The 26,822-nt window shown below is 64.9% G+C and carries 27 protein-coding genes and 1 pseudogene; 18 read left to right on the top strand and 10 right to left on the bottom strand.

What is annotated here, in order from left to right:
• The first annotated feature begins 153 nt into the window (after positions 1–153).
• From Hrd1104_RS01405 to Hrd1104_RS01385, 5 genes are all read left to right on the top strand, one after another.
• Positions 154–1,161 carry a glycosyltransferase family 4 protein gene (locus Hrd1104_RS01405; protein ID WP_154551071.1) on the top strand — a complete coding sequence of 336 codons (1,008 nt, stop codon included), beginning with the start codon at positions 154–156 and terminating at the stop codon, positions 1,159–1,161.
• A gap of 81 nt (positions 1,162–1,242) precedes the next feature.
• Positions 1,243–1,857, top strand: a complete 615-nt coding sequence (locus Hrd1104_RS01400) for a translation initiation factor IF-2 subunit beta (RefSeq protein ID WP_154551070.1) — start codon at positions 1,243–1,245, stop codon at positions 1,855–1,857.
• A gap of 90 nt (positions 1,858–1,947) precedes the next feature.
• Positions 1,948–2,931, top strand: a complete 984-nt coding sequence (locus Hrd1104_RS01395) for an HAD family phosphatase (protein ID WP_154551069.1) — start codon at positions 1,948–1,950, stop codon at positions 2,929–2,931.
• A 2-nt stretch (positions 2,932–2,933) separates the two neighbouring features.
• Positions 2,934–3,779 (top strand): fructosamine kinase family protein, encoded by an 846-nt coding sequence (locus Hrd1104_RS01390; RefSeq protein ID WP_154553165.1) that lies wholly within the window; start codon positions 2,934–2,936, stop codon positions 3,777–3,779.
• Between the two features lie 58 nt (positions 3,780–3,837).
• A complete protein-coding gene (locus Hrd1104_RS01385) occupies positions 3,838–4,431 on the top strand; it encodes a GNAT family N-acetyltransferase (protein ID WP_195837608.1) in 594 nt (197 codons plus the stop codon).
• Positions 4,432–4,454: 23 nt separating this feature from the next.
• Here the strand turns inward: Hrd1104_RS01385 and Hrd1104_RS01380 are convergent, their stop codons facing one another.
• Positions 4,455–5,141: an SOS response-associated peptidase gene (locus tag Hrd1104_RS01380; protein WP_154551067.1), complete on the bottom strand. Its 687-nt coding sequence runs from the start codon at positions 5,139–5,141 to the stop codon at positions 4,455–4,457.
• Between the two features lie 171 nt (positions 5,142–5,312).
• On the opposite strand from Hrd1104_RS01380, the gene Hrd1104_RS01375 reads away from it, so the two are divergent.
• Entirely contained in the window at positions 5,313–5,696 is a 384-nt protein-coding gene (locus Hrd1104_RS01375; RefSeq protein WP_154551066.1) for a hypothetical protein, read from the top strand.
• Positions 5,697–5,751: 55 nt separating this feature from the next.
• Here Hrd1104_RS01375 and Hrd1104_RS01370 read toward each other — a convergent pair whose 3' ends face one another.
• The 4 genes from Hrd1104_RS01370 to Hrd1104_RS01355 form a co-directional block, all read right to left on the bottom strand.
• Positions 5,752–6,018: a hypothetical protein gene (locus Hrd1104_RS01370; RefSeq protein ID WP_154551065.1), complete on the bottom strand. Its 267-nt coding sequence runs from the start codon at positions 6,016–6,018 to the stop codon at positions 5,752–5,754.
• Positions 6,019–6,116: 98 nt separating this feature from the next.
• Positions 6,117–7,001, bottom strand: a complete 885-nt coding sequence (gene cruF, locus Hrd1104_RS01365; protein WP_154551064.1) for a bisanhydrobacterioruberin hydratase — start codon at positions 6,999–7,001, stop codon at positions 6,117–6,119.
• Complete coding sequence (locus Hrd1104_RS01360; protein ID WP_154551063.1) at positions 6,994–7,875, bottom strand: prenyltransferase; 882 nt, start codon at positions 7,873–7,875, stop codon at positions 6,994–6,996. Before Hrd1104_RS01360 ends, cruF begins: the two co-directional genes overlap by 8 nt.
• On the bottom strand, positions 7,872–9,377 hold the full coding sequence (locus tag Hrd1104_RS01355) for an NAD(P)/FAD-dependent oxidoreductase (protein ID WP_154551062.1): 1,506 nt from the start codon (positions 9,375–9,377) through the stop codon (positions 7,872–7,874). Before Hrd1104_RS01355 ends, Hrd1104_RS01360 begins: the two co-directional genes overlap by 4 nt.
• A gap of 297 nt (positions 9,378–9,674) precedes the next feature.
• Here Hrd1104_RS01355 and Hrd1104_RS01350 point away from each other — a divergent pair, with 297 nt between their 5' ends.
• The 4 genes from Hrd1104_RS01350 (at position 9,675) to Hrd1104_RS01335 (ending at position 13,929) form a co-directional block, all read left to right on the top strand.
• Positions 9,675–10,424 (top strand): ZIP family metal transporter, encoded by a 750-nt coding sequence (locus Hrd1104_RS01350; RefSeq protein WP_370454807.1) that lies wholly within the window; start codon positions 9,675–9,677, stop codon positions 10,422–10,424.
• A 278-nt stretch (positions 10,425–10,702) separates the two neighbouring features.
• Entirely contained in the window at positions 10,703–13,141 is a 2,439-nt protein-coding gene (locus tag Hrd1104_RS01345) for a DUF5059 domain-containing protein (RefSeq protein ID WP_154551060.1), read from the top strand.
• A 118-nt stretch (positions 13,142–13,259) separates the two neighbouring features.
• Positions 13,260–13,712, top strand: a complete 453-nt coding sequence (locus Hrd1104_RS01340; RefSeq protein ID WP_154551059.1) for a hypothetical protein — start codon at positions 13,260–13,262, stop codon at positions 13,710–13,712.
• Position 13,713: 1 nt separating this feature from the next.
• Positions 13,714–13,929: a helix-turn-helix transcriptional regulator gene (locus tag Hrd1104_RS01335; protein ID WP_154551058.1), complete on the top strand. Its 216-nt coding sequence runs from the start codon at positions 13,714–13,716 to the stop codon at positions 13,927–13,929.
• A 40-nt stretch (positions 13,930–13,969) separates the two neighbouring features.
• Here Hrd1104_RS01335 and Hrd1104_RS01330 read toward each other — a convergent pair whose 3' ends face one another.
• The 4 genes from Hrd1104_RS01330 to Hrd1104_RS01315 all read right to left on the bottom strand — a co-directional run bounded on the left by Hrd1104_RS01330 (position 13,970) and on the right by Hrd1104_RS01315 (position 16,931).
• Complete coding sequence (locus tag Hrd1104_RS01330) at positions 13,970–14,344, bottom strand: RPA12/RPB9/RPC11 RNA polymerase family protein (RefSeq protein ID WP_154551057.1); 375 nt, start codon at positions 14,342–14,344, stop codon at positions 13,970–13,972.
• Between the two features lie 49 nt (positions 14,345–14,393).
• Complete coding sequence (locus tag Hrd1104_RS01325; protein WP_154551056.1) at positions 14,394–15,089, bottom strand: hypothetical protein; 696 nt, start codon at positions 15,087–15,089, stop codon at positions 14,394–14,396.
• Positions 15,086–16,018, bottom strand: a complete 933-nt coding sequence (locus Hrd1104_RS01320; protein WP_154551055.1) for a hypothetical protein — start codon at positions 16,016–16,018, stop codon at positions 15,086–15,088. Before Hrd1104_RS01320 ends, Hrd1104_RS01325 begins: the two co-directional genes overlap by 4 nt.
• Before the next feature lie 76 nt (positions 16,019–16,094).
• On the bottom strand, positions 16,095–16,931 hold the full coding sequence (locus tag Hrd1104_RS01315) for an HTR-like protein (protein WP_154551054.1): 837 nt from the start codon (positions 16,929–16,931) through the stop codon (positions 16,095–16,097).
• Between the two features lie 106 nt (positions 16,932–17,037).
• Between Hrd1104_RS01315 and Hrd1104_RS01310 the strand changes: the two genes are divergently transcribed.
• The 5 genes from Hrd1104_RS01310 (at position 17,038) to Hrd1104_RS01290 (ending at position 22,925) form a co-directional block, all read left to right on the top strand.
• A complete protein-coding gene (locus tag Hrd1104_RS01310; protein WP_154551053.1) occupies positions 17,038–17,667 on the top strand; it encodes a rubrerythrin family protein in 630 nt (209 codons plus the stop codon).
• 105 nt (positions 17,668–17,772) lie between these two features.
• Positions 17,773–18,810: a trans-acting enoyl reductase family protein gene (locus tag Hrd1104_RS01305; protein ID WP_154551052.1), complete on the top strand. Its 1,038-nt coding sequence runs from the start codon at positions 17,773–17,775 to the stop codon at positions 18,808–18,810.
• Between the two features lie 76 nt (positions 18,811–18,886).
• Positions 18,887–19,654: a molybdopterin-binding protein gene (locus tag Hrd1104_RS01300; protein WP_154551051.1), complete on the top strand. Its 768-nt coding sequence runs from the start codon at positions 18,887–18,889 to the stop codon at positions 19,652–19,654.
• Between the two features lie 134 nt (positions 19,655–19,788).
• Positions 19,789–21,846 carry an excinuclease ABC subunit UvrB gene (gene uvrB, locus Hrd1104_RS01295; RefSeq protein ID WP_154551050.1) on the top strand — a complete coding sequence of 686 codons (2,058 nt, stop codon included), beginning with the start codon at positions 19,789–19,791 and terminating at the stop codon, positions 21,844–21,846.
• 74 nt (positions 21,847–21,920) lie between these two features.
• Entirely contained in the window at positions 21,921–22,925 is a 1,005-nt protein-coding gene (locus tag Hrd1104_RS01290) for an alpha/beta hydrolase (RefSeq protein ID WP_154551049.1), read from the top strand.
• A gap of 57 nt (positions 22,926–22,982) precedes the next feature.
• Here Hrd1104_RS01290 and Hrd1104_RS01285 read toward each other — a convergent pair whose 3' ends face one another.
• Positions 22,983–23,954 carry a beta-ribofuranosylaminobenzene 5'-phosphate synthase family protein gene (locus Hrd1104_RS01285; RefSeq protein ID WP_154551048.1) on the bottom strand — a complete coding sequence of 324 codons (972 nt, stop codon included), beginning with the start codon at positions 23,952–23,954 and terminating at the stop codon, positions 22,983–22,985.
• Positions 23,955–24,110: 156 nt separating this feature from the next.
• On the opposite strand from Hrd1104_RS01285, the pseudogene Hrd1104_RS13535 reads away from it, so the two are divergent.
• The 3 genes and pseudogenes from Hrd1104_RS13535 to Hrd1104_RS01275 form a co-directional block, all read left to right on the top strand.
• A pseudogene (locus Hrd1104_RS13535) lies at positions 24,111–24,727 on the top strand (ATPase domain-containing protein); the annotation flags it as partial.
• 165 nt (positions 24,728–24,892) lie between these two features.
• Positions 24,893–25,579 (top strand): ATPase domain-containing protein, encoded by a 687-nt coding sequence (locus tag Hrd1104_RS13530; protein WP_370454840.1) that lies wholly within the window; start codon positions 24,893–24,895, stop codon positions 25,577–25,579.
• 7 nt (positions 25,580–25,586) lie between these two features.
• The gene (locus Hrd1104_RS01275) at positions 25,587–26,732 is read left to right on the top strand and encodes a HAMP domain-containing sensor histidine kinase (RefSeq protein WP_154551047.1); all 1,146 of its coding nucleotides are present in this window, start codon (positions 25,587–25,589) and stop codon (positions 26,730–26,732) included.
• Positions 26,733–26,822: the final 90 nt, after the last annotated feature.

Below are 26,822 nucleotides of genomic sequence, written 5' to 3'. Positions count from 1 at the left end.
TGGTGTCTGCTGTCGGCGATCGGTGTGGGCTGGGTGCTCCATGTCTGCCAGTTCGTTCTCACGCAGTGAGTAAATGCTTGCGGCCGGCACAGATCGAGAGGCGACTCGAATCCGGAAGGTACTGAACGGTGGCCCGCGAGATCGAAGACACGCGTGCGGATTAGTCACTATTTCGAGTGGGAGGACGCGATCACCGGCGGACAGGCCCAGTCAGTCCGCCAGCAACGGACGATCCTCGATCGGGCCGGGATCGAATACACGACCGAGCCCGATCTCGGGGCCGATCTCTTACACCTCAACAACATGGGGCCACAGTCGGTTTTCTACGCCTGGCGCGCCCAGCGGGCCGGCGTGCCGGTCGTGATTCACACCCACCAGACGGCGGCTGATTTCCGGGAGAGTTTCGCATTCTCGAACCTCCTGGCCAAGCCCCTGCGGCCCTATCTCGAAGCGGCCTATGGACTGGGCGACCGGTTGATCTGTCCGTCCGAGCACAACCGCGACGTGATCGAGGGCTACTGTGACGTCCCGACGTCGGTCGTCTCGAACGGGTTCGATCCCGAACGCCTCGAGGGGTTCGAGTCGCTCCGCGAAACGTATCTCGACCGCTACGATCTGGACCCCCCAGTCGTGTTCAACGTCGGCCACGTCATCGAGCGCAAGGGCCTACGGGCGTTCATCGAGACGGCCCGGGCGATGCCGGAGCTGGATTTTGCGTGGTTTGGCTATCTCAACCCGACCGGTGGAGGCCGACTGGACAGTCTGCTTCGCTCACAGACGGCAAAGCAACTCGTCGCGAACGCGCCCGACAACTGTGCGTTTACCGGCTATATCGAGGATATTCGGGGTGGGTTCGCGGCGGGAGACATCTTCTTTTTCCCGACGAAAAACGAGAACGAGGGAATGGCGCTGCTCGAAGCGATGGCCTGCGGTCGGCCGCCCGTCGTTCGGGACATTCCGACCTTCGAGTGGTTGACCGATGGCGAGGACTGCCTGAAGGGAAGCGAGGAGTTCACCGAGCCGCTCGATCGCCTGCGGGACCCGGAGCGACGTGAACGACTCGGAAAACGGGCCAGCGAGCAGAGTGACTCCTACACCATCGATGCGATCGCCGACGACCTTCTTGCGGTCTACCGTGACGTCCTCGCCGACGAGCGATAGCGAAGCCACGAGAGCCAGCGGCGTGACCCGCTCTATCACGCCTCACGGAGCATCCTTCTGTCTGGATCACGTCCGAACAGTATGAACTACGAGCAGGCCTTACAGCGAGCCCACGACGCACTGCCCGACCGCCCGGCGGCCGACGAACGACGACTCTCGATCCCCGATCCCGAGGGCGAAGCCGACGGGGCGTTTACCCGACTGACGAACCTGGGAGCGATCGCGGACGCCCTCTCTCGCGATGCCGAACACGTCCACCGCTCGATCCAGCGCGAACTCGGTACCAGCGGGCAATTCGAGGACGACCGCGCCCGATACAACGGCGAGTTCGACGGCGCGGACTTCGCCGCAGCGATCGACAGCTACGTCGCCGAGTACGTCACCTGCTCTGAGTGTGGCCTGCCGGATACGATCTTGGCGACCGAGAACGGTATCGACATGCTCCGCTGTCAGGCTTGCGGGGCCTTCCGGCCCGTCGAGACGCGCGCGTCGTCGTCGAGTTCGCAAGGCCAGCGCCCCACCCTCGAAGAAGGCAAAAGCTACGAGGTCAAGATCGTCGGCACCGGCCGGAAAGGTGACGGCGTCGCCGAGAAGGGCAACTACACGATCTTCGTCCCGGGAGCCAGCGAAGGCGACGTCGTAGAGGCGTACATCGAATCGATCAACGGCAACCTCGCGTTCGCCCGTCAGGCCTGAGCTACGGCCGGTGGGTCCGGAGAGCGGCCACAGGGGTGTCTCGACACCGACCCGATACGTTAAACTCAGTGACGGTCGAGTATCGGTTCGATGACAGCGTCCCAGTCGGCCGGAACGCCCACTCGTCGCGTCGGCCTCTGTCTCGATATCGACGGAACGGTCCACCGACACGGCTCGATCTTCGTCGAAACGCTCGCCGTCCTCCCGTATGCGAGTGAGCTCCCGCTGAGTGACGCCGATCGAGCGGCCATCCGGAACGTGCTCGGGGCGGTCGCCGACTACGCCGGAGGCGATCGCTCCCGGGACCGGTGGCTGGGCGCCTTACGCGGCTGTGACGCACTCGCCGCGATGGGACTGGATGCTATCGTCGCTCGCGTCCTCGCGAAGGCGATCCGACTGCGCGCCCGAGGAGCCTCGCGGAGTGGCCCGACCGGCGATGGAGCGGACTACCGGTCGATGCAGACACAGGTACTCGACGCCTACGGCCAGTTGCTGAGGGACAAGCGCGCCGAGCAGATCGACGACGCCGTGACAGCGGCGCTCGGGCTCGCCGTCCGTGTCGACGAACGGCTTCAGGAAACGCTTCGTGAGCGCGGTGTCGACGTCGTTCTCGTCACGGACGTCCCGACACACGTCGCCACCCAGTACGCACAACTGATCGATGATCGTGTCCGAGTGGTCGGCACCGATTTCGAGACGCGAGACGGTCGCTTCACCGGCGAGTACAGCTTCGTCCAGAAGGGGCCAGCGGTCGAACGACTACGCAACCGACGAGACTGGGACTACGTGATCGCTGCCGGTGATTCGGCCAGCGACCTGCCGATGGCCCGAGCGGCCGATCTGTTTCTGGCGGTCGCCGGTCGCGGGAACGTCATCGAGGAGTTGCCAGCCGAGTCCCGGACAGTCAGTGCGGAGGCCCTCGGTGCAGACCAACTCGATCGATCGACCGACGTGGTGACTGTCCCCCGGGAGATGGCTCTCGGGACAGCGCTCGAACGGACGATGGCAGCATGTCCGTTCGGATCCGACGACAGTGAACCGGGATCGGCAAACGAGTCGGGGGGGAAGCGATGACCATGGCGTCGATCGCCGGGCAGGTCGCCGACGGACTCGATGCCGAGTCGACCGGGTGCCAGAAACTCGACGGTGGCATGATCGGCCGTGTCTATCGCATCGACTTCGCCGAGCGGTCGCCGGTCGTCGCCAAGACCGGAGAGACACCACTGTCGGTCGAGGCGAAGATGCTGGAATACCTTGCCGAGCACTCGGCGCTACCGGTCCCCGACGTGTTGTGGGCCAGTGACGAACTCCTGGTCATCGAGCACGTGGCAGGCGAGTCGGCGATCACGCCCCCAGTCGAGCGCAACGCCGCCGAACACGTGGCGGCGTTACACGACGTTACCGCCGAGGCCGTGGGCTTTCCCTTCGATACGCTCGTGGGCTCGCTCGACCAGCCAAACCCCTGGCGTGAAAACTGGATCGCGTTCTTCCGGGCACAGCGACTGGTCCCGCAACTCCGTGGCGCTCGCGAGGACGGCCCACTCGGTGACGATCTGGCGGCGCGGGTACAGGCAGTCGCCGACGACCTGGAAGACCTACTGAGCCAGCCTGCAGAGCCCGCACTTCTCCACGGCGACGTCTGGCGGACGAACGTCCTCGCGGCCGAGGGCGAAGTCCGGGCGTTTCTCGATCCGGCGACCTACTACGGGCATCCCGAGATCGAACTCGCGTACATCGACTGGACCGAGACGTTCGGGAACCCGTTTTTCGACCGTTACCGGTCGTTGCGATCGATCGAACCGGGGTTCTTCGAATCGCGCCGGTTCGTCTACCGGCTGTATCCGCTGTTGATCCACGTTGGGCTGTTCGGCGAGGAGTATCTGCCCGGCCTCGAAGCGACCCTTGCCGAACTGGGCTACTGACCGTCCCACGAGTCGACAGCCAGAGCGTTTATCGCTATCGCCTCCGAGACGCAGGATGATGGACGCCGTCCCAGTCTGGCGACTGACCCGGACCAGGTGCGGGCGAGCACTGTGGAACGCACTCACGAATCGAGGGATCAGGATTTCCCGCCTTCGCCTCTACCGGACGGAAGCGTTCGATGTCCCGGTACCGTCGCTCTCGCCCGACCTCTCGTTGGCCGTCGATCGCGGAGCCGATCGTGACAGCGACACGATCGAGGCCCCGATCGCTCCCGACGACTGGATCGTCCGGGTCGAGACGATCGAAGGCACCGTGGGATCGGTTGTCCTCTCGATCGACCGCCAGGTCACTGTCGAGCCGATCGATACGACCCTGCAATTCGACGGAGGGTACATCTGGGCCTTGTACGTCACCCCAGCCTATCGACGACGCGGGATCGCGTCGGCACTCGTCGCACAGGCAGCGGCCCTCGCGGCCGCGGAGACCGGGGCCTGCCTGGCGCTGGTCGCCCCCGATAACCGCCCGTCACAGCTAGTGTTCGAAGGACTGGGATTTGCCGTCGAAGGATCACTCTCACACGTGCGTCTCCCCGGTTTCGAGTGGACAAGCAGCCTCGATGGCTTGGTGGGCGTCCAGCCGGTCGAGAGTTAACGAGAAGGGCCAGCTGGATCGAGTCACTGCTCGATCGGCGTGACCAGCTTGGGTCCCGTCGCCGTCGGATCGTTGACAGCCCGCGAGACGGGATCGACGCGAAGGTGCTGGGCTGAGAGCGGTTCCAGCAACGACGCCGCCCGACCGGGGTCAGCTGACAGCCAGGGTCCCTCGGCGTCGGGCGGCAACACGACCGGCATCCGATCGTGGAGTGGCTCGATCGCGTCGTTGGCCTGGGTCGTGACGATGGTGAACGTCTCGATCGGTTCCGGCTCGGCCGTAAGCGACCCCAGCTTCGTTTGGGTCCTCGAGGGCGTCCACCGTTCCCAGAGACCCGCCATCGCGAATGGCTCGCCGTCGGTCCGTCTGACGAAGTGGGGACGGCGCTGTCCGTCCGGCGCCCCCCACTCGTAGAACCCGTCAGCGAGGACGAGACACCGCCGTTGCTCGGCAGACTCCCGAAAACTCGGCCGCTCGAAGAGCGTCTCGGCGCGGGCGTTGGTGTGACGATGGGCGTCCGGATCGTCGGCCCAGGACGGGATCAGTCCCCACTGGCGCGTCCGGATCTGCCGTGATTGCTCGGCGTCGATGACCGGCAGCGACTCGCTCGGAGCGGCGTTGTACGTCGGCTCGAAGTCACACGCCATGGAGGCGTCGAACCGCACTTCGAGATCAGTCGGCGGCGTGAACAGCCCGTATCGACCGCACATACGCGGTGTAGGGCCACCGGCGGACAAAAGGCTGGGGCCTGTCGAGAGTCGCCTGCGTGCGTTCGCCACAGGCGTTGCCCTGTCCGCTCTTTGACAGTCGAACGCTGCCGGCCAGGTTGCAATACCGCCCGTACGTTCAAAACGGATAGCGACCAAGTGAGAAGTGGTACCATGGCTAGCGACCCCGCATTCGAGATCGAATCCCGTCCACAGCGGGAATACGATCGGGCGGGCCGCCTCTCCTACGAGGGCACCACGCTGTTCCGACTCGAACCGGCCGAGCAACGTCCGGAAGCGACCCTGCGGACCTACCTCGATGGCGTCCTCGACGATGGCCCGTATCAGTACGGGGATTTCCACGATCTACCGATGGTCGTCTATCTGGTCAGAGACCGAGAGACCGGTGACGTGTTCCGGGCGTCGATACGGGACGGGGCGATCCGATTGCACGTGCTCCCCGAAACGGAGGCAGCGGGCCTCCGACGGTTCTTCGGGCGCTTACAGGCCTACGCTGAAGACGAGTGGACCGTCGACAACCGAACCACGGCCGGCTGAGTGGGATACTGGGTCCCCGGTGACCGCGTCCTAATCGTGTTCGGTCGTTCGTGGCTTAGACGCCATCGACAGTCGCCCGGTACTCGCTGATCGCCGTTCGGGCATCCTCGATGGTCGCTGCCGTCTCGTCGGCCGTCTCTTGCTGGATCTCGTCGAGTGCGGTCTGGATGCGGGCCATGCGACCGTGATCCGGACCGCGGTCGGCTTCGGCCAACTGGTCGAGTTGAGCGGCGAGATCGGCGAGGCGATCTGCGTTCGTCTCGGCACTGTCGGCGGCCGAATCGAGTCGCTCGCTTGCGGTCTCGAGTTTCGTGCGTGTCATAGCTGGTGGTGGCAGGCCACCCACAAAATGGCTGGCGCTGGTGGCAAAACGAGGGTGGTATCTCGGACGTGAGAGGCGCCGCCTCGAGACGCCCGAAATCACTGCCGGGAGCGAACCAGCGGAACGGTTTCCCGGACAGCAAAGTCGAAGCGGTCGGTCGCCAACAGCCCGACTCCGAACAGTCCGGCCACAGCGACCGAAAGCCAGTTGCCGTACCAGGCGTTGATCGCGCCCCACAGGATCACGAAACTCACGAGGTCGTCGAGCATGAAGCCCGTCCGTTCCAGTCGATCGAGCAGTCCAGCCCGCTGAAAGCCCAGATCGAACGCGAGCACGGCGACGCTGGCACTCAGTACCCATCCGAGGTAGTTCGACAGCGGGACACCGTAGAACTGGGCAGCCGTCGCACCCGCCCACAGACCATCGCCCGACAGCGGGGGTGCATACTCCCAGAAGCCGAGTCCGACCGCTCCTGGATCCAACACGAGGTCCATCGCCAGGACGGTCGCGATGACCGCCGGAAGCCGGACCCGCGTCAGCGAGGCACGGTCACCGAGCAAGAGCAGACAGAGCAGGTAAGCGTTCAACACCAGTGGGAAAAAGAAGATCGGCAGGGCTGCCGGGACGGTGTCGAGCAACATCGGTCCGAGGTCGATGGCGTACTCGAAGTGGCCATAGGGGAGTCCAGTCAGCACGCCCGTGAATTCGATCCCGTAGGTGTAGAGTGTCAGGGCGGCGATCGCGAGGCCGGCCCGGCGGTCGACCAGGGGGGCGATCCCGGCGATCAGCGGCAGGCGCATCACGGCGGTCCCAAAGAGAACCAGATAGGGGTTGAACTCGAGACTCCCCGGGAACCAGCCTTCGGCGCTGGCGAGGAGCATGACGGCGCCGATCGCGGGGAACGTCACCGCGATAGTGAAGCGATTGTCGGCGACCAACCTGTCGAGTCGCGCCTCGAATCGCCGGCGGTCGAGGTCAGCCACCGTACATCACCCTCCAGAGATAGCCCATCGTCAGGACGGTCCCGACGACGGTGTTGATCGCCGGGAACCACCAGTAGGCGCGGTCGACCACCACGTCCGAGACGGCAATGACGAGTTCCAAGAGCGGGTAGACGGCGAGGACAGTACCCAGCAGTGGGTGAACCAGGGCGAAGGCACCGGCTGCAAGCGCCCAGACGGCCCCACAGTAGGCGTAGGTCCGGCGCTGGCCCAGGACCGTCGCCGTCGTAGCGATGCCAGCCCGGCGATCAGGTTCGATGTCGGGGATCGCCGAAAAGGTGTGCATCGCCATCGTCCAGAGCCAGCCGCCGACGATCGCCGGGAGGGGCGGGAGCTGGCCCGCAACGGCCGTGAACGCGAGGACGCCGGGCAGGACGTACAGTCCGTTCGAGAGTGAATCGAGGCCAGGCGTCGTCTTGAACCGGAACGGTGGGGCGCTGTACTCGACGGCGAGAACGAGGAATCCCGCCAGGGTGACTTTGCCTGCAGGCCCGACGACGAAGGCAAAGGGAAGCGCGAGCAGTCCCGAGACGAGCACGACCCCAAGAACCCACCGGTCCCCGGAGAAGCGCGCTTCCGGCCCGTCTTCCTTTTTCGGATTCTCGACGTCGATATCGACGTCGAAGACGTCGTTGACACCGTAGAGGAAGACGTTCGCGGGCACGAGAAAGTAGGCGAACAGCGCGACCGAGAGTGGGGTGATCAGCTCCGCTGTCGATTCGGCGGCGTAGACAACCCCAATGACGACCGGTCCGGCCAGATACAGCCAAAACCGGGGTCGGGAAAGGACCAGCAGGTACCGCACCCGGTCGAGCAGACTCGAACGCCCGGGACGCCGTGACGTCGTCGCCATCATCGACTGTTCGAAAGCACCGCCTCGGCCGCGTGCTCGCCGCTGATCAGACACATCGGGACGCCGACCCCTGGCGTCGTATAGCCACCGGTAAAGTACAGATCCTCGACGTTCGAGGATTCGATCGGCGGACGGAACATGGCCGTCTGGCGCAAGGTGTGAGCGAGCCCCATCGCCGTGCCCTTCGTGGCGTTGTAGCGCTCGCCGAACTCCGAGATAGAGAACTGTTCTTCGAGAACGATCCGGTCTTCGAGATCGACGCCGGTGTTCTCGGCGATGTCGGCGATCACTTTGTCGCGATACCGGTCTCGCGTCTCCTGGGGATCGTCGAGGCGGGTGGCGATCGGGACCAGGGCAAAGAGGTTGGTGTGGCCCTCTGGCGCGACATCGTCGTCGGTCTTGGAGGGAACACAGAGATAGTAGGAGGGATCATCAGGCCAGGCCGGGTCCTCGAAGATGTCGTCGAAGTACGCTTCCCAGTCGGTCGGCATGACCAGGGAATGGTGGGCCAACTCGGGCACGTCGCCTTCGACGCCCAGATACAGCAAGAACGCCGAGGGCGCGTAGGTCCGGTCGTCCCAGTACTCGGCATCGTACTGGCGCTCGTGGGCCGGCATGAGATCCTGTTCGGCGTGGGCGTAGTCGGCGTTGGCGACGACGGTGTCGGGTCGGCGCTGTTCTCCCTCGGCCGTCTCGACCAGGAATCCCTCCTTGCGGCGCGTGATCTCCGTGACTTCGGTGTCGGTCTCGATGGTCACACCCAACTCCTCGGCGAGATCGACGATCGCGTCGACGACAGCCCCGATCCCGCCCGGCCCGCCATCGACTGGCTGGGGGTAGTAGACGCCGAGATTGAAATCGGCGTGGCTCATCATGTTGTAGATCGCGGGCGTGTTTTTGGGCGAGCCACCGAGGAAGACAAGCGTGTACTGGACGATCTGGCGGAGTTTCTGATTCTCGAAATAGTCCTCGACGTGGCCCTGCATCGAGCCGAGTAGCTTCAGCCCGAGCGTGCCGGTCTTCATGAGCGCCGGATCGACCCAGTCTTTCCAGGTCGGCCGGTACTCGTAGACGAAGTTCTCCATCGACAGTTCGTAATGGCGCTGGCTCGTCGCGAGATAGTCGTCGAAGGCCTCGCCAGCGCCCGCCTCGTAGGACTCGAAGAGTTCGCGGTTCTCGTTGCGATCGGCGCTGATGTCGACCTCGTCCCCGTCCTTGAAGAAAATCTTGTAGTGGGGGTCCAGCCGTTCGAGTTCGTAGTAGTCGGTGGGTTCGTGGTCGAAGTGCTCGAAGAAACGTTCGAACACTTCCGGCATCAGGTACCACGACGGGCCCATGTCGAAGACGAACCCGTCGCGTTCGAGGCGGCTGGCCCGCCCGCCCACGGCGTCGTTCTTTTCGAGGACGGTGACGTCCACACCGGCGTCGGCAAGGTGGCACGCGGCCGAAAGGCCGCCAAAGCCCCCACCGACAATCGTCACGTCGGCGTTCGTTGGTGCTGTCATCGAGCCCAACCAACGACCGGCACCCGCTTAAATGTCGGCACGAAGAGCGATCGAGGACGGGAACCCGATCACACAGACCGGGCGCTTGCCCGATAGGTCTCAACTCACGGTAGCTCCGCCGCGTCGAGTCCCACCGACACGTTCATACCCGTCGGTCGGGAACAACCGGCCGATGAGTAATAATAACCAAGCCGTTCTTAATAACTCTCGGTCGGAGACGCTTCTGGGGGCCTCTCGACGGCAATATTGCTCGGACTGACGGCACTTGCAGTGGCTGGATTCGGCGACAGTCGGGGGGTGGGAAAGCTCGTCGTCATTTCGTGGGTTGCCTTCGGGGCGATGGCTGGGGGCGCACTCGTCGGCGCCTGGTCGAACGGGCGCCACCCCCGGAGACTCGTGTGGGGATACGGACTGGCAAGCGGTGCGATGATCGCCAGCGCCGCGGCGTTTCTCGTCCCGCAAGCAATCACTATCAGCCAGGATCCACGCCTCGGTGGGTTCGGCATCGCTGCCGGGATCCTCGTGGGCTACAACGCTCACACGATCGGTCACCGGCTCTCCCATTTGGATCTCCCGATGGACACGACGGCGACCGAACTGGCGGCTCACGCGCTTTCGGCGGGATTGATCATCGGGCTCATCTACGGCCAGATGCCGGATCTCGGCCTCCTGCTGGGATTATCGATCATCTCCCATAAGGGGCCGGCGGGGTACGCTGCTGCGCGTCGGCTGGCGCTAGACGGGAACTCGACCGTTCCGCTGTTGTTGCCGGCGGCCGGCGTCGGGCTGACGGCCCTCCCGGTCGCGATGGTGAATCTGCCGAGTACACCGGCGATAAACGCCGTCGTCTTCGGGTTCGCCGCGGGGGTTTTCCTCCACATTGCGATGGACTTCCTGCCCTCGTGTGAGGTCGGCGGCGAGATCGACCAGGCTGCGGGGATGACCGAGACCTCCCACGAACTGCTCGATCGCCTCCGCGTCCAGTCGCTGTTCTCGACGACCCTGGGCGGCCTCGCGGTCGTCGTCGCCTGGGCACTCGTCACGTAGTCCGCACACCCCCTCGCGCGTATCGAGGACGAAACGGTCGTAGGACTGCCCATTTTGGCCAATTCGTCGTCGGGATCAGCGAGGCGACGCCACAGGAACCCACCAGGGACGCGCTTCGACGGTCGCAACCGGGAAGCTGAGTCCAAGCCGACGATGGCATCGGTGCCTGGCCCGACCGCAAACCAGTGAGTCACAGCGCGGAGAGATCCCGATTCCACACGGTTTTGGTCTACCTAAAACCGATGCCCTTATGTCTGATTAGGCGAGCCTAAATTCCAATGCCATCCAGACGGGAGGTACTGGCGAGCGGCGCAGCGTTGTTAGGGACAGTCGGGCTAGCAGGTTGTTCGGCCCCTGAAGAGACGACGACCGAGGGCGGGTCGGGTGGGAATGGCCAGGCGGACGCAAACGCGGCCGTCGCGGCCGAGTGGAACACCATGCGAGCCAGAGTGCGAGACGCGGTCGCACTGGGACGGGCCGGGGCACCCGACGCCGGTGGCGCCCTCGCCCAAAACGTCTTCGCACGCTTCGAGAATGCGGGCGGCGAGTACGGCGCTCACGAGATGCTCGAAGGGACCGACAGCGAGGCCTACGAGGGCTTCGAGTCGGCGCTGGGTGCCCTTCGATCGGAGGGACTGTCTGCGGGTGATCTCCAGCGGGCCAGCGACGCCGCCGACACCGCGACCGGCCATTTGGCCGACGCCCAGGGCGCACTGCTCAGCGAGGGGACGGCACAGGCATACGATCTGCAGGCTCTCGCGGCAACCGTCCAGAACACCGCGTTCCTGCTCGAAACGGACAATCCCGACGCCGCCGCGACCGTCGCCGAGGATGCACAGGCACGCTTCGAAGACGGTCTCGGGAGTGCCTTCGAGTCCGCTGACAGCGACACTTTCGATTCCCTCGAGGGGAGTCTGGAGAATCTCGTTTCGAACGCTGGCTCGGGCAACAGCGAGTCGGCGATGGCCAACGCCGATCTGGCCGTCGAGACCGCCGTGGCCGGGAGCTATAGCCTGGCTGACGACGAGCACGCAGCAGGGGCCGGCCACGTCGCACTGTTCGGTGCGATGGGCTGGGACGCTGCAGCGCTTGCTTCGTTGGGCGGCCCCTCACTCGGTGTCGCACACGCCGCGACGCTGACCACGTACCGAGCCCGGGTCGCCGACGCCGCCTGGCTGGTCGCAGCGGGCGAACGCGAGCAGGCCGCCACGGTCGTGACCGACGTCTTCGCACACTTCGAGGGCGCACGCGCCCACGACGGCCTCGAATCCGCGGCCGCCGACGCCTACGAAGGGTTCGAATCCGGACTCGAAGCCCTCCAGACGGCCATCGAGGAGGGCGAGGACATTGCGGAGCCGCTGGCGACCGTCGACGAGAATCTCGTGGCCGGGATCGAAGCACTGACCGGCGAGGCGGCACCGGTCCTGGCCGCCGCGTTCTTCCGGGCTCGGGTCGCCGACGCCCGCGAGCGCTATCGTCGCGACGAGGGTGACGCGGCGGCGTCGATCGCCCAGGACCTGTTTGCCCGCTTCGAGGAGGACGAACTCGGGTTCCACGAGGCCGTCGAGGAGACGAGCGAGGACCTCTATGACGCCTTCGAGGAGGAACACCTCGCGGGCCTGATCGACGCTTTCGAGGCCGGGGACAGCGAGGCCGTCAGGACCCACGACGAGGGCATCCACTCGACGTTGCTGGAATACGCGACGACCGCCGCCGAAACGCCGGTCGTGAGCGCGGGCGAGGCTGCCATCGTCACCGCGCGCGGATTCGACGCTGCCGTCCTCGATACGCTGGGCAACGACGATCGCGCCCAAGCCATCGCCCAACGGGTCTTCGAGCACTTCGAGGGCGACCCCGGCGGCTACCACGAAGCCCTGGAACACGCCGACGCCGAGACCTACGAGGCCTTCGAGGCAGCCATCGGTGCGGTGAGCCAGGCCGCCGAGAACGGCGAGGCCGTCTACCCGCCGACAAAGACCTTCGGCGGCGAGGCCGTCGCCTCGGCCTACGCCGTCGTCGAAGCTGCGGGCGGTCCCCAGCGTGAGGTCGCACTCGGCATCGCCGAAGATGCCTTCGCTCGCTTCGAGAGTGCGCGCGTCCACGAACTCCTCGAGGAGGCCGACCGCAACGCCTACGAGACCTTCGAGGCATCGCTGGAAGGGTTAGTCGAGGCACTGGACGGCGGTGGCGACGTCGCAAGCGCCGCCGAGTCCTTCGCCAACGCCACCCAGTACGCACAGTTCGCCCTGGTCGATGCCAGCGAGGACGTGCCGCTCGATCTCGACCTGGCTGGCGCACCCTCGGGTGGCCACAGCGAGGAGAGTTCGAGTGGCGGGCACAACAGCAATCTCTCGGGTGGCCCCAACGTCGTCGAGGGCGTCCCCGAGGACGCCGACCACGTCGTCGACATGACGGCCGCGGCCTTCGAGCCCGAAGAATTGACCGTCGAAAGTGGCGATACCGTCGCCTGGACGTTCGTCGGTGGCGAACCCCACTCGGTCAGCGCCTACGAGGAGAAGATCCCCGACGATGCCGAGTACTGGGCCTCCGGCGGCTTCGATAGCGAGGAAGCTGCTCGCGAGGGCTGGACAAACGGCGAAGGGGCCGTCCAATCGGGCCAATCGTACGTCCACACCTTCGAGACGACCGGCGAGCACGGCTACGTCTGCATCCCCCACGAGGCCGTCGGCATGGTCGGGACGATCGTCGTCGAATAGCCGGGAATCCCTTTTATTGGCGGTCTAGACGGGCGGTGTTGAGCGCAATCGCACCAGCCCACCGACCGAAGACGCCACAAGAAATAACTTGCTTGGTGTAAGATATTTCTAACACGCTATGTTAAATAGACCTAACATCGGAGTCGGAAGCCCCCAGACGCTGTACCGGATTGTCCGAGCGCTCTACCTGCTAATAGTGATCGGGTTGGTGAACGCCGGGATCAGATTCGAGTCGGCACCACTGCTGGCGCTGGGTGGCGTGCTGTTCGTCGGATTTCTCCCGGCGAGTCGATGGCTGGGGACTCGACTCGGGATCGAGGAAAACGACGAGCGTGTCCGAAGGCTGATTCGGACGGCTGCCAGTCGGGCACTGTACGCGCTGTTCGCGATCGGGTTCCTCGCGTACGTCCTCGGCGCACTGCTCGACGCACAGGGCAGTCTATCTGGCCCGGTCGAGACGTTCATCCAACAAGGCGAGATCGTCTTCGTCTGGGTCGGGATGACCGCGATCGCCTCTTCGGTGGTCCACAAAGGCTGGAACCTGCTCCGGGCCCGGCGGTTGGAGGGGTAGGATGGACTTCGAGACGACGGTCAAAGAGCGACGCGAGGACGCCGGGTTGACTCAGGCCGAACTCGCCGATCGGGTCGGCGTCACTCGCCAGACGATCCTCTACGTCGAGAAAGGTGAGTACAACCCCTCCCTGGAACTGGCCTGGCAGATTGCCCGCGAGTTCGACGCCCGCATCGAGGACGTCTTCGACCTGCCAGAGAGTACGGATCCCGCCTGAACGACGATCCTGACGCCGACTTCCGCATCACAGGCGTCGCTCAGCTGTACCCGCGCCAGCGGTGCCCACACTCTTTGCACTTGAAAAAGCGTGTCGGCGGTTCGTCCGCGGAGCCGGTCTGCTTGATCGTGTACCAGGCGTGGCCGTGGCCACACTCGTCACAGTGTACGTCATCAGCGGTGGGCTTGCCCTCGAAGTTCGCGTCTTCCTCGGTCTCGATCAGGTCGTCGTCGCTCTGGTCTTCCGTCGAAACGAAGTCCTCGGCCAGCTCCTGATCTTTGGCCTCACGATAGCCGCAACTCTGACAGACCATCTCGTCGCCGTCGGCGTCATCAGAACTCGAAGAGTGCTGATTGCTCGTCGAGCTCCGTTCGACGGCGTGCATCATCGAGCCACACTCATCACAGAACTGCATGCTACTCACACGGACGGGCCAGGGGGTCTAAAGTGACACGTCTGTGCGCCTAGTCGGGCTCGTAGTCGGCCAGTTCCTCGCGCTCGGCGACGATCGGGCAGTCAGCCACCCGGACGGTCTCGCTGTCGACGAACTCGATGATGTCCGTTCCGTCGTTAGAACACGCCACGTCGGGCGGTTTCGAGAAGTATTCACACCGTTCACAGTACGAGTGTTTGTCCACCTCGGCAAAGCGCCGCTGGCCCTGGCGTTCGGTCTCGGGTTCGGCCTCGCTCCGAGAGAGTGCCTCCCACAGCTCGGAATCGCGTTCGGCGTCGACTACCCGGCCCTCGCCGAGTCGATCGAACGGAGCCTCCCCACGGCGATCGACACCGAGCCGATCGAACGGATCGTCGACATCACTGTCGACGACGGGCTGCTCGTCGGCGTCAGCGCCTGTCTCGGGCTGGTGGGCGGCATCTGCCGGGGTCGAATCGGTCCGGTCGTCGTAACCAAAGGCATCGAAGCGACCGGTCTCCGATGCAGCGTCGCCACGGGCATCGGCCTGTTGGTCGCCGAGATCAGCGAACGGGTCGGCCGGGCGATCGTCGACGTCGATCCGCTCGAAGGGGTCTTCGTCCCCACCATCGGTAGGGGCGAGTGGCGCGTCGTCACCCGCAGAGATCGCCTCGAACGGATCGCCCGCCGCAGTGTCTTCGTCCGCCGCCGAGTGGGAGTCTCCGTCCGGATCGTCGTCGTCACTCATCGCCAGTCTCCCTGTCCTGTCGCCGAGATGTCCCCGTCTCGACCACTGGTGTCGCCAGCCTCGATCTGGGATGCAACGACCAGTGCGGGCTTGCTGAAAAAGCCACTCGCGGGCTCGACGTTGGTCACCGCGGCGTTGCAGTGCGGACAGGCCGGCCGGGTCAACAGCGCTATTTCGACGGCATTATCACAGTTCTGACAGACTGCCCGGCTAACGTCGTGCCCGGCCGCAGCGGCCTTGAGCCGTTCGAGCGTGTCGGTGCCACGCTGTTGCTGTGTGTCCCGGAGATCGCTGACCGCCCAGGCGACAGTCCGGAGTTTCTCCTCGGCGTCGGCCAGACGGTCGTCGTGCGTGTCGGTAGTGCCATCGAGTGCTTCCAGTGACGCTTGCAGTGCTGCCAACTCGTCGGCATCGGGTGCGGCCTCGATCTCCGCTTCGAGGGCCGCCATCGCAGCCTCGATATCAGCCAGTCGGTCGTCGATCGCATCGAGTCGCTCGAAGGCGTCGTGGTCGTGATCGGCCGGTGCCTTTTCGTCAGTCTCGCGTTTGACCTGAACGACCCGCTCGCGGACGTCTTGGAGTTTCGACTGGAAGTTCCCCTCGGCGGTCGCGATGCGTTCCTCGACGGCCTCGCTGTCCGCGAAGCGCTCGCCGACCGCCGAGGCGACATCCTCGGCGATCGCAGGTTTTTCTTCGGCGAGGACGTCAGCCACGACGGCTTCGATTCGGTCGCGATCGACGGCCGTCGGCCCGACATCGGCGGGACTGTCGTCGTCGCGGTCTGCAGTCTGCCGGTAGGCTGCCACGAGCTGTTCGAGCACCACGTCGCGGTCGACGTCAAGCTCCGCGGCCCGCTCGTCGAGCCACTCAGCCAGGTCCGCGGGTAGCGACGCCGTCACGTCTTGCGACTCGGTCGACTCGCTTCCCATCACTGGCAGTTCATCGAGCGGATAGTTAAGGGTTTGCCACCCGTTCCCAGGATCGATACTTGCCGAGGGGAGCACTTCAGCGGATCTTCCGGACGTCCGAGATGTCGAACCCGTCGTCGTCGATCTCGGTCTCGAAGCGCACGATATTCTCGTCTTCGAGCTGAGAGAGCACACCTCGGAATTGCTTGACGACGAGCGTCCGGGCGCGGGTGCTGCCGCCGCTCTCCCACTCAAAGCGCATGGTCCCGTTGACGGCATCGACGAGCTGACCGAGGCGCTCAGACGAGAGTGTCTCGTGATTGATGTGGGCAAGAACGAGTCCGTCCCAGCGATGGGCCGCCTTCTGGAGGCCCTTGAGGACGTACGTGATGTCAGGCCAGGAGACGTCCTCGTCGTTGGCGGCGACGAGATCCGTCAGCGAATCGATCACGACGAGGTTATCGGCCGCATTGTCGGTCATCAGGTCACCAAAGGCCGACAGCAACCCCTCCCGGTCGGTCCGGGAACGCAGATCGGTCACGCTCGGCGTGCGTTGGGCGTACCACTCCCGGGGGAGTGGACTGGCGTGAAAGAAGTCAGTCGAGAGATCGTGGAACGTGATCGCCTCTGTGGCACCGTCGACGATATCCGTCTCTAAGGTCTGTGAGAGTTCCCAGCGGAACTGTGACTCCCCCGCAGTAAAGGAGACGTAGTGGATCTCCTCGGGAAGCGTCGCGTTTGCCGCGAGATCGCCGTAATACAGATCGTGCAGGTCCTCGTTGCCTCTCGCGAGGCCGTTCATCGTTGCGGCCGTGTACATGAACTCGCGTGCGCCGGCCCCCGATTCGCCCGAGAGCAAGACGACTGTCCCGCGGGGTGCCCCGCCGTCGATCAGCGAATCCAACTGCTGGATACCCAAGGGGATGCGCTCCATACCCCACGGTCACGGCCAGTCCGCTTGTGTGTTACGCCGGGCGGAGACGCCTGTGACGTTTGCAGCCACCGGTGGCTTCTAACCGGCGGCGAGTCAACGACACACTATGGACGAAGACGCCTTCATCGAGCAAATTCGTGCCGACAACGACACCGCCCTCTCGCGGCTGGGCTCCTCGAAAGCCCTCTATGCCGATACGGACGGGGACATGGACGACGAGACGGTCCTCTCGGCGGCCGCCGACGCCGAACACCACGCCGCCGTCACCTATCAGCAGTGGGCCGACACCGAGGACACCGGCGCGGTCGCCGACGCTTTCGCAGAGACAGCCGCCGAGGAACGCGACCACTACGAGCGCGTCGCCGGACAGCTCGACGAGCACGAACCGGGCGAAAGCGTCCCCGCGATCCAGCAGTACCTCCGTGCTCTCGATGGAACGGTCGATCGCCTGGGTGGGTTCGTCGGTCGGACGATCGCCGCCGAGAAGTCAAAAGAACAGTTTACGGGCTACTTCGTCGGTGAGGCCGATCCCCAGACCGCACAGCTGTTCCGGGATGTCGGCGGGGACCTCGACCCGCAACTGGACCGGGCCGGCGAGTTACTCGAATCGATCTGCGACGGCGAAGGCGACTGGGAGCGGGCGGCTGAAGCCGCGAGTGGCGCGATCCAGGAAGCCTACGACGCTTACACGGAGTCCCTGGAGTCGATGGGCGTCAACCCCAAGCCGGTCTGTTGAGCGACGAGTGGCCACGGGCCGAATTCCAGAAATACATAGTCCGGTCTCGGCGCACGCGGAATGTGAGCACGCATTCTTTTGTTGGCGAGCCCCGACGTAGACCATATGACCGTTCTCATCTACGGGGCCTACGGGTACACGGGCGAACTCGTCGCCCGGGAGGCCGTCGATCGGGGTCTCGATGTCGTCCTCGGCGGGCGCAACGGGACGAAAACGCGCGGCCTCGCGTTCCAACTGGACGTCGACTCCCGTGTGTTCCCCGTCGCGGAGGCACGACACAATCTCGACGGGATCGACGCCGTTCTCAACTGCGCGGGTCCCTTTAACAAAACCGCCGACCCGATGGTCGAGGCCTGTCTGGCAACCGGAACGGACTATCTCGATATCACTGGCGAGATCCCCGTCTTCGAGGCGCTGGCCGAACGCGACCGGGACGCCGAAGACGCAGACATCTGTCTCCTGGCGGGCGTGGGTTTCGACGTCGTTCCGACCGACTGTCTGGCCGCCCACCTCCACGATAGACTGCCGACTGGGACGCAACTCAGACTGGGAATCGACACGCCGGGCTCTGTCTCGGGCGGGACGCTGGCAACGGCACTCGACCAGATTGGTGCGGGCGGGATGGTGCGACGGGACGGGCGACTCCAATCGGAACCGCCCGGATCGCGAACCCGGACCATCGACTTCGGAACCGGACCGACACACGCCGTCAGCGCGCCGATGGGCGACGTCTCGACGGCCTACTATTCGACGGGTATCGAGACCATCGAAGTGTACCTGTCCGCTCCCGAGTACGCCGAGTACCTGCTCCGGGCGAGTGCCGCTGTCTCACCGCTGCTGGCAGCTCCCACGGTCAAGCGCGGATTACAGGCACTCGCCCGGACGTTCGTCAGCGGGCCGTCCGAGCGCGCACGGCAGCGCGATCGAGTCTCCCTGTGGGGAGAAGTGAGCGACGGCGAGAAGACGGTGACGTCGCGGCTGGAGACGCCCGAAACGTACGCGTTGACGGTTGATGCGGCGACGACAGCCCTCGAACGGATCGACGCCGATGCCGACCTGGCCGGCTACCAGACGCCAGCCACGGCGTTCGGACCCGAATACGTCCTGAATCTGGACGGGGTCGCCGGGTTCGTCGACGAATGAGTCCGCTGTCGAATAGCGCCTGGTCGTCTCGATACAACAGAAGGCTGACAACTGTGGCACCCGGAGCGTGACACCGATGGACGTCTCCGTGCTCACCATCGGCGAAGAACTACTGGCCGGTGATATCGACAACACCAACGGTACGTGGCTCGCCTCGGCGTTGACGGCCCGAGGCGTTTCAGTCCGACGGATACTCACCGTTCCCGACGATCGGGACGTGATCGCCGAGCGGACACGAGCACACAGTGGAGCCTTCGATGCCGTGATCGTCACCGGTGGGATCGGTGGAACGCCTGATGACGTGACGATGGAGGCCGTCGCGGACGCCTTCGATCGAACGTTGGTCGCCAGCGATCTCGCCATCGCCCACGTCCAGCAGCGACTGGCTGCGGTTGGCGAGTCGGTGCCCGAACTCGACATCGATATCGAGGCGGAAGCCGCCATCCCGGAGGGGGCCAAACGGTTGTCCAATCCCGAAGGGTTAGCACCGGGCTGTCGGCTGGACAACGTCTACGTCTTACCGGGGATCCCAAGCGAGATGCGAGCGATGTTCGAGACGATCGCCGAGGAGTTCACGGGCGAGGTGACTGAACGGGTCCTCTACACTGTCGAGCCCGAAGCGAACATCGTCACCGACCTGACCGAAGCACGCGACCGCTTCGAGATCCGAGTCGGCTGCTATCCGGACAAAGACGCCCGCCACAACCGGCTCAAACTCACCGGCGCTGACGAGACGGCACTCGACGACGCAGCAGCCTGGCTCCTGGACACGATCGACGCCAGCGAGACACCAGTCGAACGCGAGTGGGACCCGGACGAAGAGCCCACTGGCGGGCCGGAGTGACGGACCCATCCGTGCGGCCAGTCCCGGACCCTCGCCCGTAGCTGTGAGCCTGTTCGAGCACTGTGAGGAACCCGTCGTGTCGAGGGCTGAGTCGAGCGAGGCCGTCAAGTAGATCAAGCGGTATGGCTAGGACAATGAGCGACACCGGCGGCCCTCTCTCGCCCGACCGCCCCGATGCCGAGACGACGTTCCGCGTCGAGGCCCCGTTCGATCCCGCAGGCGATCAGCCCGACGCCATCGCACAACTCGCCGACGGGTTCCGGCAGGGCATGGACGAACAGACCCTCCTCGGTGTCACTGGCTCTGGCAAGACCAACACCGTCTCGTGGGTCGTCGAAGAGATCCAGCAGCCGACGCTGGTCATCGCCCACAACAAGACGCTGGCGGCCCAACTCTACGAAGAGTTTCGGGAGCTCTTTCCGGACAACGCCGTCGAGTACTTCGTCTCCTACTACGATTACTACCAGCCCGAGGCCTACGTCGAACAGACCGACAAGTACATCGAGAAAGACGCCTCGATCAACGACGAAATCGATCGGCTGCGCCACTCGGCGACCCGCTCGTTGCTAACCCGTGACGATGTGATCGTCGTCGCCTCGGTCTCGGCCATCTACGGCCTCGGTGACCCCAGAAACTACATCGACATGTCGCTGCACCTCGAAGTCGGCCAGGAGATCGACCGCGACGAGTTACTGGCCCGGCTCGTCGACCTGAACTACGAGCGCAACGACGTCGAGTTTACCCACGGCACGTTCCGCGTCCGTGGCGACACCGTCGAGATCTACCCGATGTACGGCCGGTATGCCCTTCGCGTCGAGTTCTGGGGCGAGGAGATCGACCGCATCTCGAAGCTCGATCCACTGGAAAGCGAGCTCAAAAGCGAGGAACCGGCGGCCCTGATCCACCCCGCCGAACACTACTCGATCCCCGAGCAGCGACTGGAAGACGCAATCGCGGAGATCGAGGAGCTGCTGGACCAACGGGTCAGTTACTTCGAGCGCCAGGGCGACCTGGTGGCCGCCCAGCGCATCGAGGAGCGGACGACCTTCGATCTGGAGATGCTCGAAGAGACCGGCTACTGTTCGGGCATCGAGAACTACTCCGTCCACCTCTCGGATCGGGAATCAGGCCAAGCCCCCTACACCCTACTGGATTACTTCCCCGATGACTTCCTGACGGTCGTCGACGAGTCCCACCAGACGATCCCCCAAGTTCGGGGCCAGTACGCGGGCGACAAATCCCGCAAGGACTCCCTGGTCGAGAACGGCTTCCGCCTGCCGACGGCCTACGACAATCGCCCGCTGACCTTCGAGGAATTCGAGGAAAAGACCGACCAAACGCTGTACGTGAGCGCGACGCCTGGCGAGTACGAACGCGAGCAAAGCGCGCAGGTCGTCGAGCAGATCGTCCGTCCGACCTATCTCGTCGACCCCGAAATCGAAGTCAGCTCCGCCCAGTCGCAGGTCGAGGACCTGCTGGATCGTCTCGACAGCCTCCCGGACGACGAGCGGGCCTTGGTCACGACGCTGACCAAACGGATGGCCGAAGATCTCACCGAGTATCTCCAAGAGGCAGGCGTCGCCGTCGAGTACATGCACGACGAGACCGACACGCTCGAACGGCACGAACTGGTCCGGGGGCTGCGGGCCGGGGAGTTCGACGTCCTCGTCGGGATCAACCTCCTCCGGGAGGGCCTGGACATTCCGGAGGTGAGCCTGGTGGGCATTCTGGACGCCGACCAGGCGGGGTTCCTGCGCAGCGAGACGACGTTGGTCCAGACGATGGGCCGGGCCGCCCGGAACGTCAACGGGAACGTCGTGCTGTACGCCGACGATCCGAGCGACGCCATGGAGGCAGCCATCGAGGAGACCAAGCGCCGGCGACGGATTCAACGCGAGTACAACGCAGAACACGGCCACGAGCCGGCGACCATCGAGAAGGCCATCGGCGAGACGAATCTACCCGGGAGCAAGACAGACACTGGCGAGTCGGCAACCGCCGACCCCAACGACGAGGAAGACGCCGCGCGGCTGGTCGAAGAGCTACAACAGCGCATGGAGGCGGCCGCCGACAACCTGGAGTTCGAACTCGCGGCCGACATCCGCGATCGCATCCGGGAGTTGCGCGAGGAGTACGACCTCGACGGCCCCGAGGACCCTGGCGCGGAGGGCGTACCAGCCCCCGAGCGGTGATCGAGCGGGGCCAGCACCGAGCGGGACCCGCCCGGATGCGGGGCTTTTTGTCGGTCTCGCGTGAGCCGTGACGTATGACAGCACGTCGCTGGTCGCGTCGGACCGTATTGGCGAGTGTGATGGCTACCGTCGCCGGCTGTACGGGCATAGAGAGGGATGGCGAAACAGCGACGGACCCGCTGCCAGCGACGACCACCGATCGGCCGACGCGAAGCGACGACGAACCACCAGCCACAACGACAGCCGACCCAGCCGATACCGAGCGTCCCGAGACGACCAGTGTCGACGGCGACCGACAGACGAACGTGCCGTTCAGGGAGACCCCAGAGCGGACGCTCGAACTCGATCTCTACGAGCCGCCAGCAGGCACCGACCGACCGTTCGTGCTCTTTGCCCACGGCGGGGGCTGGATCGGCGGCGACAAGGGATACCGACCGATGTTCGACGAACTGGTCGATGCTGGATTCGTCGTCGCGGACGTCCAGTACCGGCTGGCCCAAGAGAAGCAGTATCCCGCGGCCGTCCGGGACGTCGTCGCGGCCCTGAAGTGGCTCCGGGCCAACGCCGACGCCCACGGCATCGACCCGGAGCGGGGCGCGCTTTCGGGGTACTCCGCGGGCGCACACCTGGCAGCACTCGTCGCCGTTGCCCCGGCACACGAACGGTTCCAGCCTGCAGACTTTCATCCGGACGTCCCGGTCGCCGTCGACGCGCTGGTGGGCTATAGTGGCCCCTACGACTTCACCGACGCCGGCATCGGGGACAATCCGCTTGTCGCTGCGTTCTTCGGCCCCGAGGCGGACGTGGAAACGCTGCGGGAGGGATCGCCGGTCACACACGTCGACAGCGGCGATCCGCCGGCGTTGCTGGTCCACGGAACGGAAGACGGGGTTGTCCCCGTTCGTTCGACGGCAGTCCTCGCCGACGCCTACCGGGACGCAGGCGTGACGGTCGAGGTGATCACAGGCGAGGGGGCCGACCACGGCATGATCGACAGCGCGGAGTGGCGCGAACAGACGGGAGCGAAACAGCGGCAGTTCCTCACCGCCCACCTCGGCGGTACCCGTTCAGAACGATAGGTCGGAGGTCGATTCGGGCTGGGCAGTACTGACGGGATGGAGCACGGGCTGGCGGTATCACTCACCAGGTTCGATACGATACCCGTCGTTGTCCGGCGAAGCGATGCGAACGGTGCCGTCGATGCCGATTGTCTCGAGTGCCTCGACAGCCGCCTCGCGGACGTGATCGCTCCGCGCTGGTCCCGTGATCGCATAGACTGTCGGCCCCCAGGAGGACTGGGTGACGCCATCGACGCCGGGCACGCCCGAGAGCGCCTCGATCAACTGGCCCGCGGGCGGCCGGTAAACGCCACCCTGTTCGTCGGCGTACCAGGCGCCGTTGAGACGACCGAGCCGCGAGATCGCCGCCCCGAACGTGGCCCGGTCGCCCTCGGCGATCGCGGGAAGCAAGCGCTGGGTCAGTAAGGGCGCGATCTCGTCGGCGATCCCGGGATCGGCTCGTTCGACGGCTGTTCGCATGCTTGCGTCCTCGCCTTGGCCGCTCCGGCCTGTCTCACCCGCCGGCGTGACGAGGACGAACCGCCAGGAGTCGGGCACGTCGTGGCGAGCGACGACCGGCGGTGTGGTCCAGGCACCCGTCTCCGGGGGGCTGTGGGTAAACCGCTCGGTCGGGTGACCGCCGTCGATGACGAACCCACCTTGGCGGAACGTCGCGATTCCGACCCCGCTACGCCCGCCCCGACCGAGTGCAGGGGCTCGTTCCCGGACGGCCGGATCCAGTCCGTAGGCGTCGGCGATCGCGACTACCGCGGCGAGCGCGAGGCGCGTCCCGCTCCCGAGGCCGGCGTGGCGGTCGAAGCGGTGGCTAACCGTGACTGTCGCCCCTGGGACGTCCAGTGCCTCGATCGCCCGGCGTGCGTACGGTTCGACAGCGCCATCGGAACAGACGAGGGAGTCGGCCCGGTGGGCTTCGAGGACGAGCCGTGGCTCGTCGATCGCGAGTCCGATCCCTCCATAGAGGCGATCACGCGCGAGCGAGAGATTTTGGAAGCCGGCGTGTAAGCGTGGGCCGATCGATACCCGCGTCATTGCCGGTGTTTGGAGGAGGTGTCTCTTGAAGGCTCGCGTCTCGTGGGGCGGGCGTCATCGACATGTGTACCGCTGCGTACCGGCCACTGCCAGAAGTCTATCGACACTGACAACTCGCCCGGTCGGTATTTATACCACCATCAACAACTATAGATTATGAACAAAACCCGGAAAACGACCGGGCTTGCCGGCATGGACGGTGTGCTAGATGGGGGACTCATTCCTGGGAGAAACGTCCTTCTCAGGGGGACGCCGGGGGCCGGCAAGACGATCTTCGGACTGTACTTTCTGTCGGCGGGCGTCGAGGCGGGCGAGCAGAGTCTCTACGTCAATCTGGGGAACCACAGGCGTACGTCGAGGAGACGGCCGAGGCGTTCGGGTTGGAAACGGAGGGGATTTACTTTCACAACCTCTCGCCGACCAGCGAACAGTTTGCCGAGCAGGAATCGTACGACGTCTTCGAGTCCGCCGAAGTCGAGCAGCCGGAGTTCATCGACTCGCTTCGAACCGTCGTCGACGAGGTCGAACCGGACCGGGTCCTGCTGGACCCGATTACGGAGTTCCGCTACCTGACGACCGACGAGCGGCAGTTTCGGAAGGGAATCCTCGGCCTGCTGGATTATCTCAAAGACGCCGGGGCGACGGTGATGTTGACGTCACAGGCCGGCGAGACAGTCACAGACGAGGATCTGCAGTTCCTCGTCGATAGCGTCGTCACACTCGAAGTGACCGGCGACAGTCGATCGGTACAGGTTTCGAAGTTTCGAGGGTCGTCGTTCCGTCGGGGCAAGCACTACTACGGCATCGACGACGAGGGACTGACGGTCTGGCCGACGCTAGTCCCCGGCGAGCAAGAGCGATCGATCGAACCCGGGACGTTGTCATCGGGCGTTCCCGAGCTCGATAGCCTCCTTGGTGGCGGGCTCGATACGGGCACGGTGACGATCCTGAGTGGCCCGACCGGTGCGGGCAAGACGACGACCGGGGTGCAGTTCCTCACGCGAGCAGCCATCGAAGAAACCGAAGGCATCCTCTTCCAGTTCGAGGAGGCCGAACGGACGATCCGCGAGCGGGCCGACGCGATCGGCATGCCACTCAAGAAAGTACTCGAAGAGGGGTGTCTGTCGATCGTCGAAATCGAGCCCGACGCATACACTGTCGGTGAGTTCGAGCAACTGATTCGAGAAGCCGTGAGGGATGGGGTCGAGTTGGTGATGATCGACGGCACACAGGGGTTCAAACAGAACCTCCGGGGTCTCGAGGACCCGACGGCTGCGCTGTTGCGGGTCGGTCGATACCTGCGGGCAGCCGGCGTCTCGACGATCCTGGTCAACGAGGTCCACAATATCACGGGGGACTTTCGGGCCACCGAGGAACGGACGAGCAACCTCGCGGACAACCTCGTCTTCCTGCGTCACGTCGAGTACCGCGGCGAGTTGCGGAAAGTCATCGGCGCGTTGAAGATGCGGACCAGCGACTTCGAGCACAGCCTGCGGGAACTCGAAATCACGCCCGAGGGGATCCGCGTCGGCGAGCCACTCCCCCAGCTGCGCGGCATTCTCACCGGGACACCGGACTGGGAAACGGCCGACGTCCCGGACGAGACCAACGCGAAACAGGACTGACCCAGCCATGCCACAGCCTGAAGAGACCGGCAACGAGGCACACGCCCAGCCCAGCGAGTCAAGCGAGGAGCGAGCACCCGAACGGACGCCGGTCTTGACACTCGTGTCTAGTCCGGGAAATCGGCGAGTACTCGAAGACTGGCTAGCCGATCACGAGGCGTATCGACACGTCTCGCGTGACGCCGACGTCCGTACAGCCGACTTCGAGTGTTGCCTACTCGACAAAGAGATGCTGTTCGAACACCGGGCGAGCCTGCTCGAACGGCAGGCCAGCGAGGGGAGTATCCTGCCGTATCTGTTGCTCGTCCCCGAAGCAAGCCACGGCAAGATGCGGACCCAACTCGAAACCGAGTACCCTGACCTGTGGGCGGCGATCGACGGGCTGATAGACATGCCAATCTCCAAGGATCGCCTGGCAGAGCGGATTGCAACGGTGCTCCGGCTGCGCGGCCAGTCCGTCGCCGTAAATCAACAACGCGAGCAACTCGACGTGTTGAACCGGGTCCTCCGCCACGACATCCGCAACGACGTCCACGTCATCTTGGCCTGGACGGAGAACCTCGGGGAGATGGTTTCGCCCGATGGACAGGAGTCTATCGAGAAGATCCTCCGGGCGGGCAATCACGTCGTCGAACTCACAACGAGTGCGCACGATATCGCGGAGATGATTCACGGCGAGGGGTCGCCAGATCTATCGGCCGTCTCCCTCGAACGGATTCTCACGGACGAACTCGAAAAGCGACAGGAAACACACCCAGGAGCCGACATTTCGATGCCCGATCCCCCGAGTCCGGAGACACGCGTTCGGACCAACGAGATGCTCTCCTCGGTGTTTCGCAATCTGGTCAACAATGCCGTCCAGCACAACGATTCCACGGAGCCAGCGGTCACGGTCACTGTCGAAGAATACGACGATCGCGTCAGCGTCGTGGTTGCGGACAACGGGCCTGGGATCCCCGACGAGCACCAAGACCGACTGTTCAGCGAGGGGAAAGCGGGGATGGACAGTGAGGGGACCGGGATGGGACTGTTCCTCGTCGACCGACTGGTCGAGAGTTACGGTGGCGAGGTCCGGATCGAGGATCGAACGACGGGCCCAAAGGGAGGGACCGTGTTCGTCGTCGAGTTGCCGATGGCTCCCGAGCGGGGCTGAACGGACGGCGGCGACATTTCGGCGCGAGCGGAGCGATAGCCGAACGTCAGGGCAAGACAAACCTATAGGGTCTTGCCGGGAGAATACTAG

Origin of the sequence: Halorhabdus sp. CBA1104 (assembly GCF_009690625.1) — an archaeon.
Classification (GTDB): Archaea; Halobacteriota; Halobacteria; order Halobacteriales; family Haloarculaceae; genus Halorhabdus.
The sequence above is the reverse complement of the archived record's forward strand: the minus strand, read 5'-3'. Positions and strand labels throughout refer to the sequence as shown.

What these genes read in the sequence shown, in the direction of transcription:
- Hrd1104_RS01370 (WP_154551065.1), bottom strand. Translation starts at nt 6,018, where the DNA reads ATGACACGCACGAAACTCGAGACCGCAAGCGAGCGACTCGATTCGGCC.
- Hrd1104_RS01395 (WP_154551069.1), top strand. Translation starts at nt 1,948, where the DNA reads ATGACAGCGTCCCAGTCGGCCGGAACGCCCACTCGTCGCGTCGGCCTC.
- Hrd1104_RS01315 (WP_154551054.1), bottom strand. Translation starts at nt 16,931, where the DNA reads ATGGAGCGCATCCCCTTGGGTATCCAGCAGTTGGATTCGCTGATCGAC.
- uvrB (WP_154551050.1), top strand. Translation starts at nt 19,789, where the DNA reads ATGAGCGACACCGGCGGCCCTCTCTCGCCCGACCGCCCCGATGCCGAG.
- Hrd1104_RS01345 (WP_154551060.1), top strand. Translation starts at nt 10,703, where the DNA reads ATGCCATCCAGACGGGAGGTACTGGCGAGCGGCGCAGCGTTGTTAGGG.
- Hrd1104_RS01375 (WP_154551066.1), top strand. Translation starts at nt 5,313, where the DNA reads ATGGCTAGCGACCCCGCATTCGAGATCGAATCCCGTCCACAGCGGGAA.
- Hrd1104_RS01320 (WP_154551055.1), bottom strand. Translation starts at nt 16,018, where the DNA reads ATGGGAAGCGAGTCGACCGAGTCGCAAGACGTGACGGCGTCGCTACCC.
- Hrd1104_RS01335 (WP_154551058.1), top strand. Translation starts at nt 13,714, where the DNA reads ATGGACTTCGAGACGACGGTCAAAGAGCGACGCGAGGACGCCGGGTTG.
- Hrd1104_RS01360 (WP_154551063.1), bottom strand. Translation starts at nt 7,875, where the DNA reads ATGATGGCGACGACGTCACGGCGTCCCGGGCGTTCGAGTCTGCTCGAC.
- Hrd1104_RS01340 (WP_154551059.1), top strand. Translation starts at nt 13,260, where the DNA reads ATGTTAAATAGACCTAACATCGGAGTCGGAAGCCCCCAGACGCTGTAC.
- Hrd1104_RS01355 (WP_154551062.1), bottom strand. Translation starts at nt 9,377, where the DNA reads ATGACAGCACCAACGAACGCCGACGTGACGATTGTCGGTGGGGGCTTT.
- Hrd1104_RS01275 (WP_154551047.1), top strand. Translation starts at nt 25,587, where the DNA reads ATGCCACAGCCTGAAGAGACCGGCAACGAGGCACACGCCCAGCCCAGC.
- Hrd1104_RS01300 (WP_154551051.1), top strand. Translation starts at nt 18,887, where the DNA reads ATGGACGTCTCCGTGCTCACCATCGGCGAAGAACTACTGGCCGGTGAT.
- Hrd1104_RS01385 (WP_195837608.1), top strand. Translation starts at nt 3,838, where the DNA reads ATGGACGCCGTCCCAGTCTGGCGACTGACCCGGACCAGGTGCGGGCGA.
- Hrd1104_RS01310 (WP_154551053.1), top strand. Translation starts at nt 17,038, where the DNA reads ATGGACGAAGACGCCTTCATCGAGCAAATTCGTGCCGACAACGACACC.
- Hrd1104_RS01285 (WP_154551048.1), bottom strand. Translation starts at nt 23,954, where the DNA reads ATGACGCGGGTATCGATCGGCCCACGCTTACACGCCGGCTTCCAAAAT.
- Hrd1104_RS01325 (WP_154551056.1), bottom strand. Translation starts at nt 15,089, where the DNA reads ATGAGTGACGACGACGATCCGGACGGAGACTCCCACTCGGCGGCGGAC.
- Hrd1104_RS01305 (WP_154551052.1), top strand. Translation starts at nt 17,773, where the DNA reads ATGACCGTTCTCATCTACGGGGCCTACGGGTACACGGGCGAACTCGTC.
- Hrd1104_RS01390 (WP_154553165.1), top strand. Translation starts at nt 2,934, where the DNA reads ATGGCGTCGATCGCCGGGCAGGTCGCCGACGGACTCGATGCCGAGTCG.
- Hrd1104_RS01330 (WP_154551057.1), bottom strand. Translation starts at nt 14,344, where the DNA reads ATGCAGTTCTGTGATGAGTGTGGCTCGATGATGCACGCCGTCGAACGG.
- Hrd1104_RS01400 (WP_154551070.1), top strand. Translation starts at nt 1,243, where the DNA reads ATGAACTACGAGCAGGCCTTACAGCGAGCCCACGACGCACTGCCCGAC.
- Hrd1104_RS01380 (WP_154551067.1), bottom strand. Translation starts at nt 5,141, where the DNA reads ATGTGCGGTCGATACGGGCTGTTCACGCCGCCGACTGATCTCGAAGTG.
- Hrd1104_RS01290 (WP_154551049.1), top strand. Translation starts at nt 21,921, where the DNA reads ATGACAGCACGTCGCTGGTCGCGTCGGACCGTATTGGCGAGTGTGATG.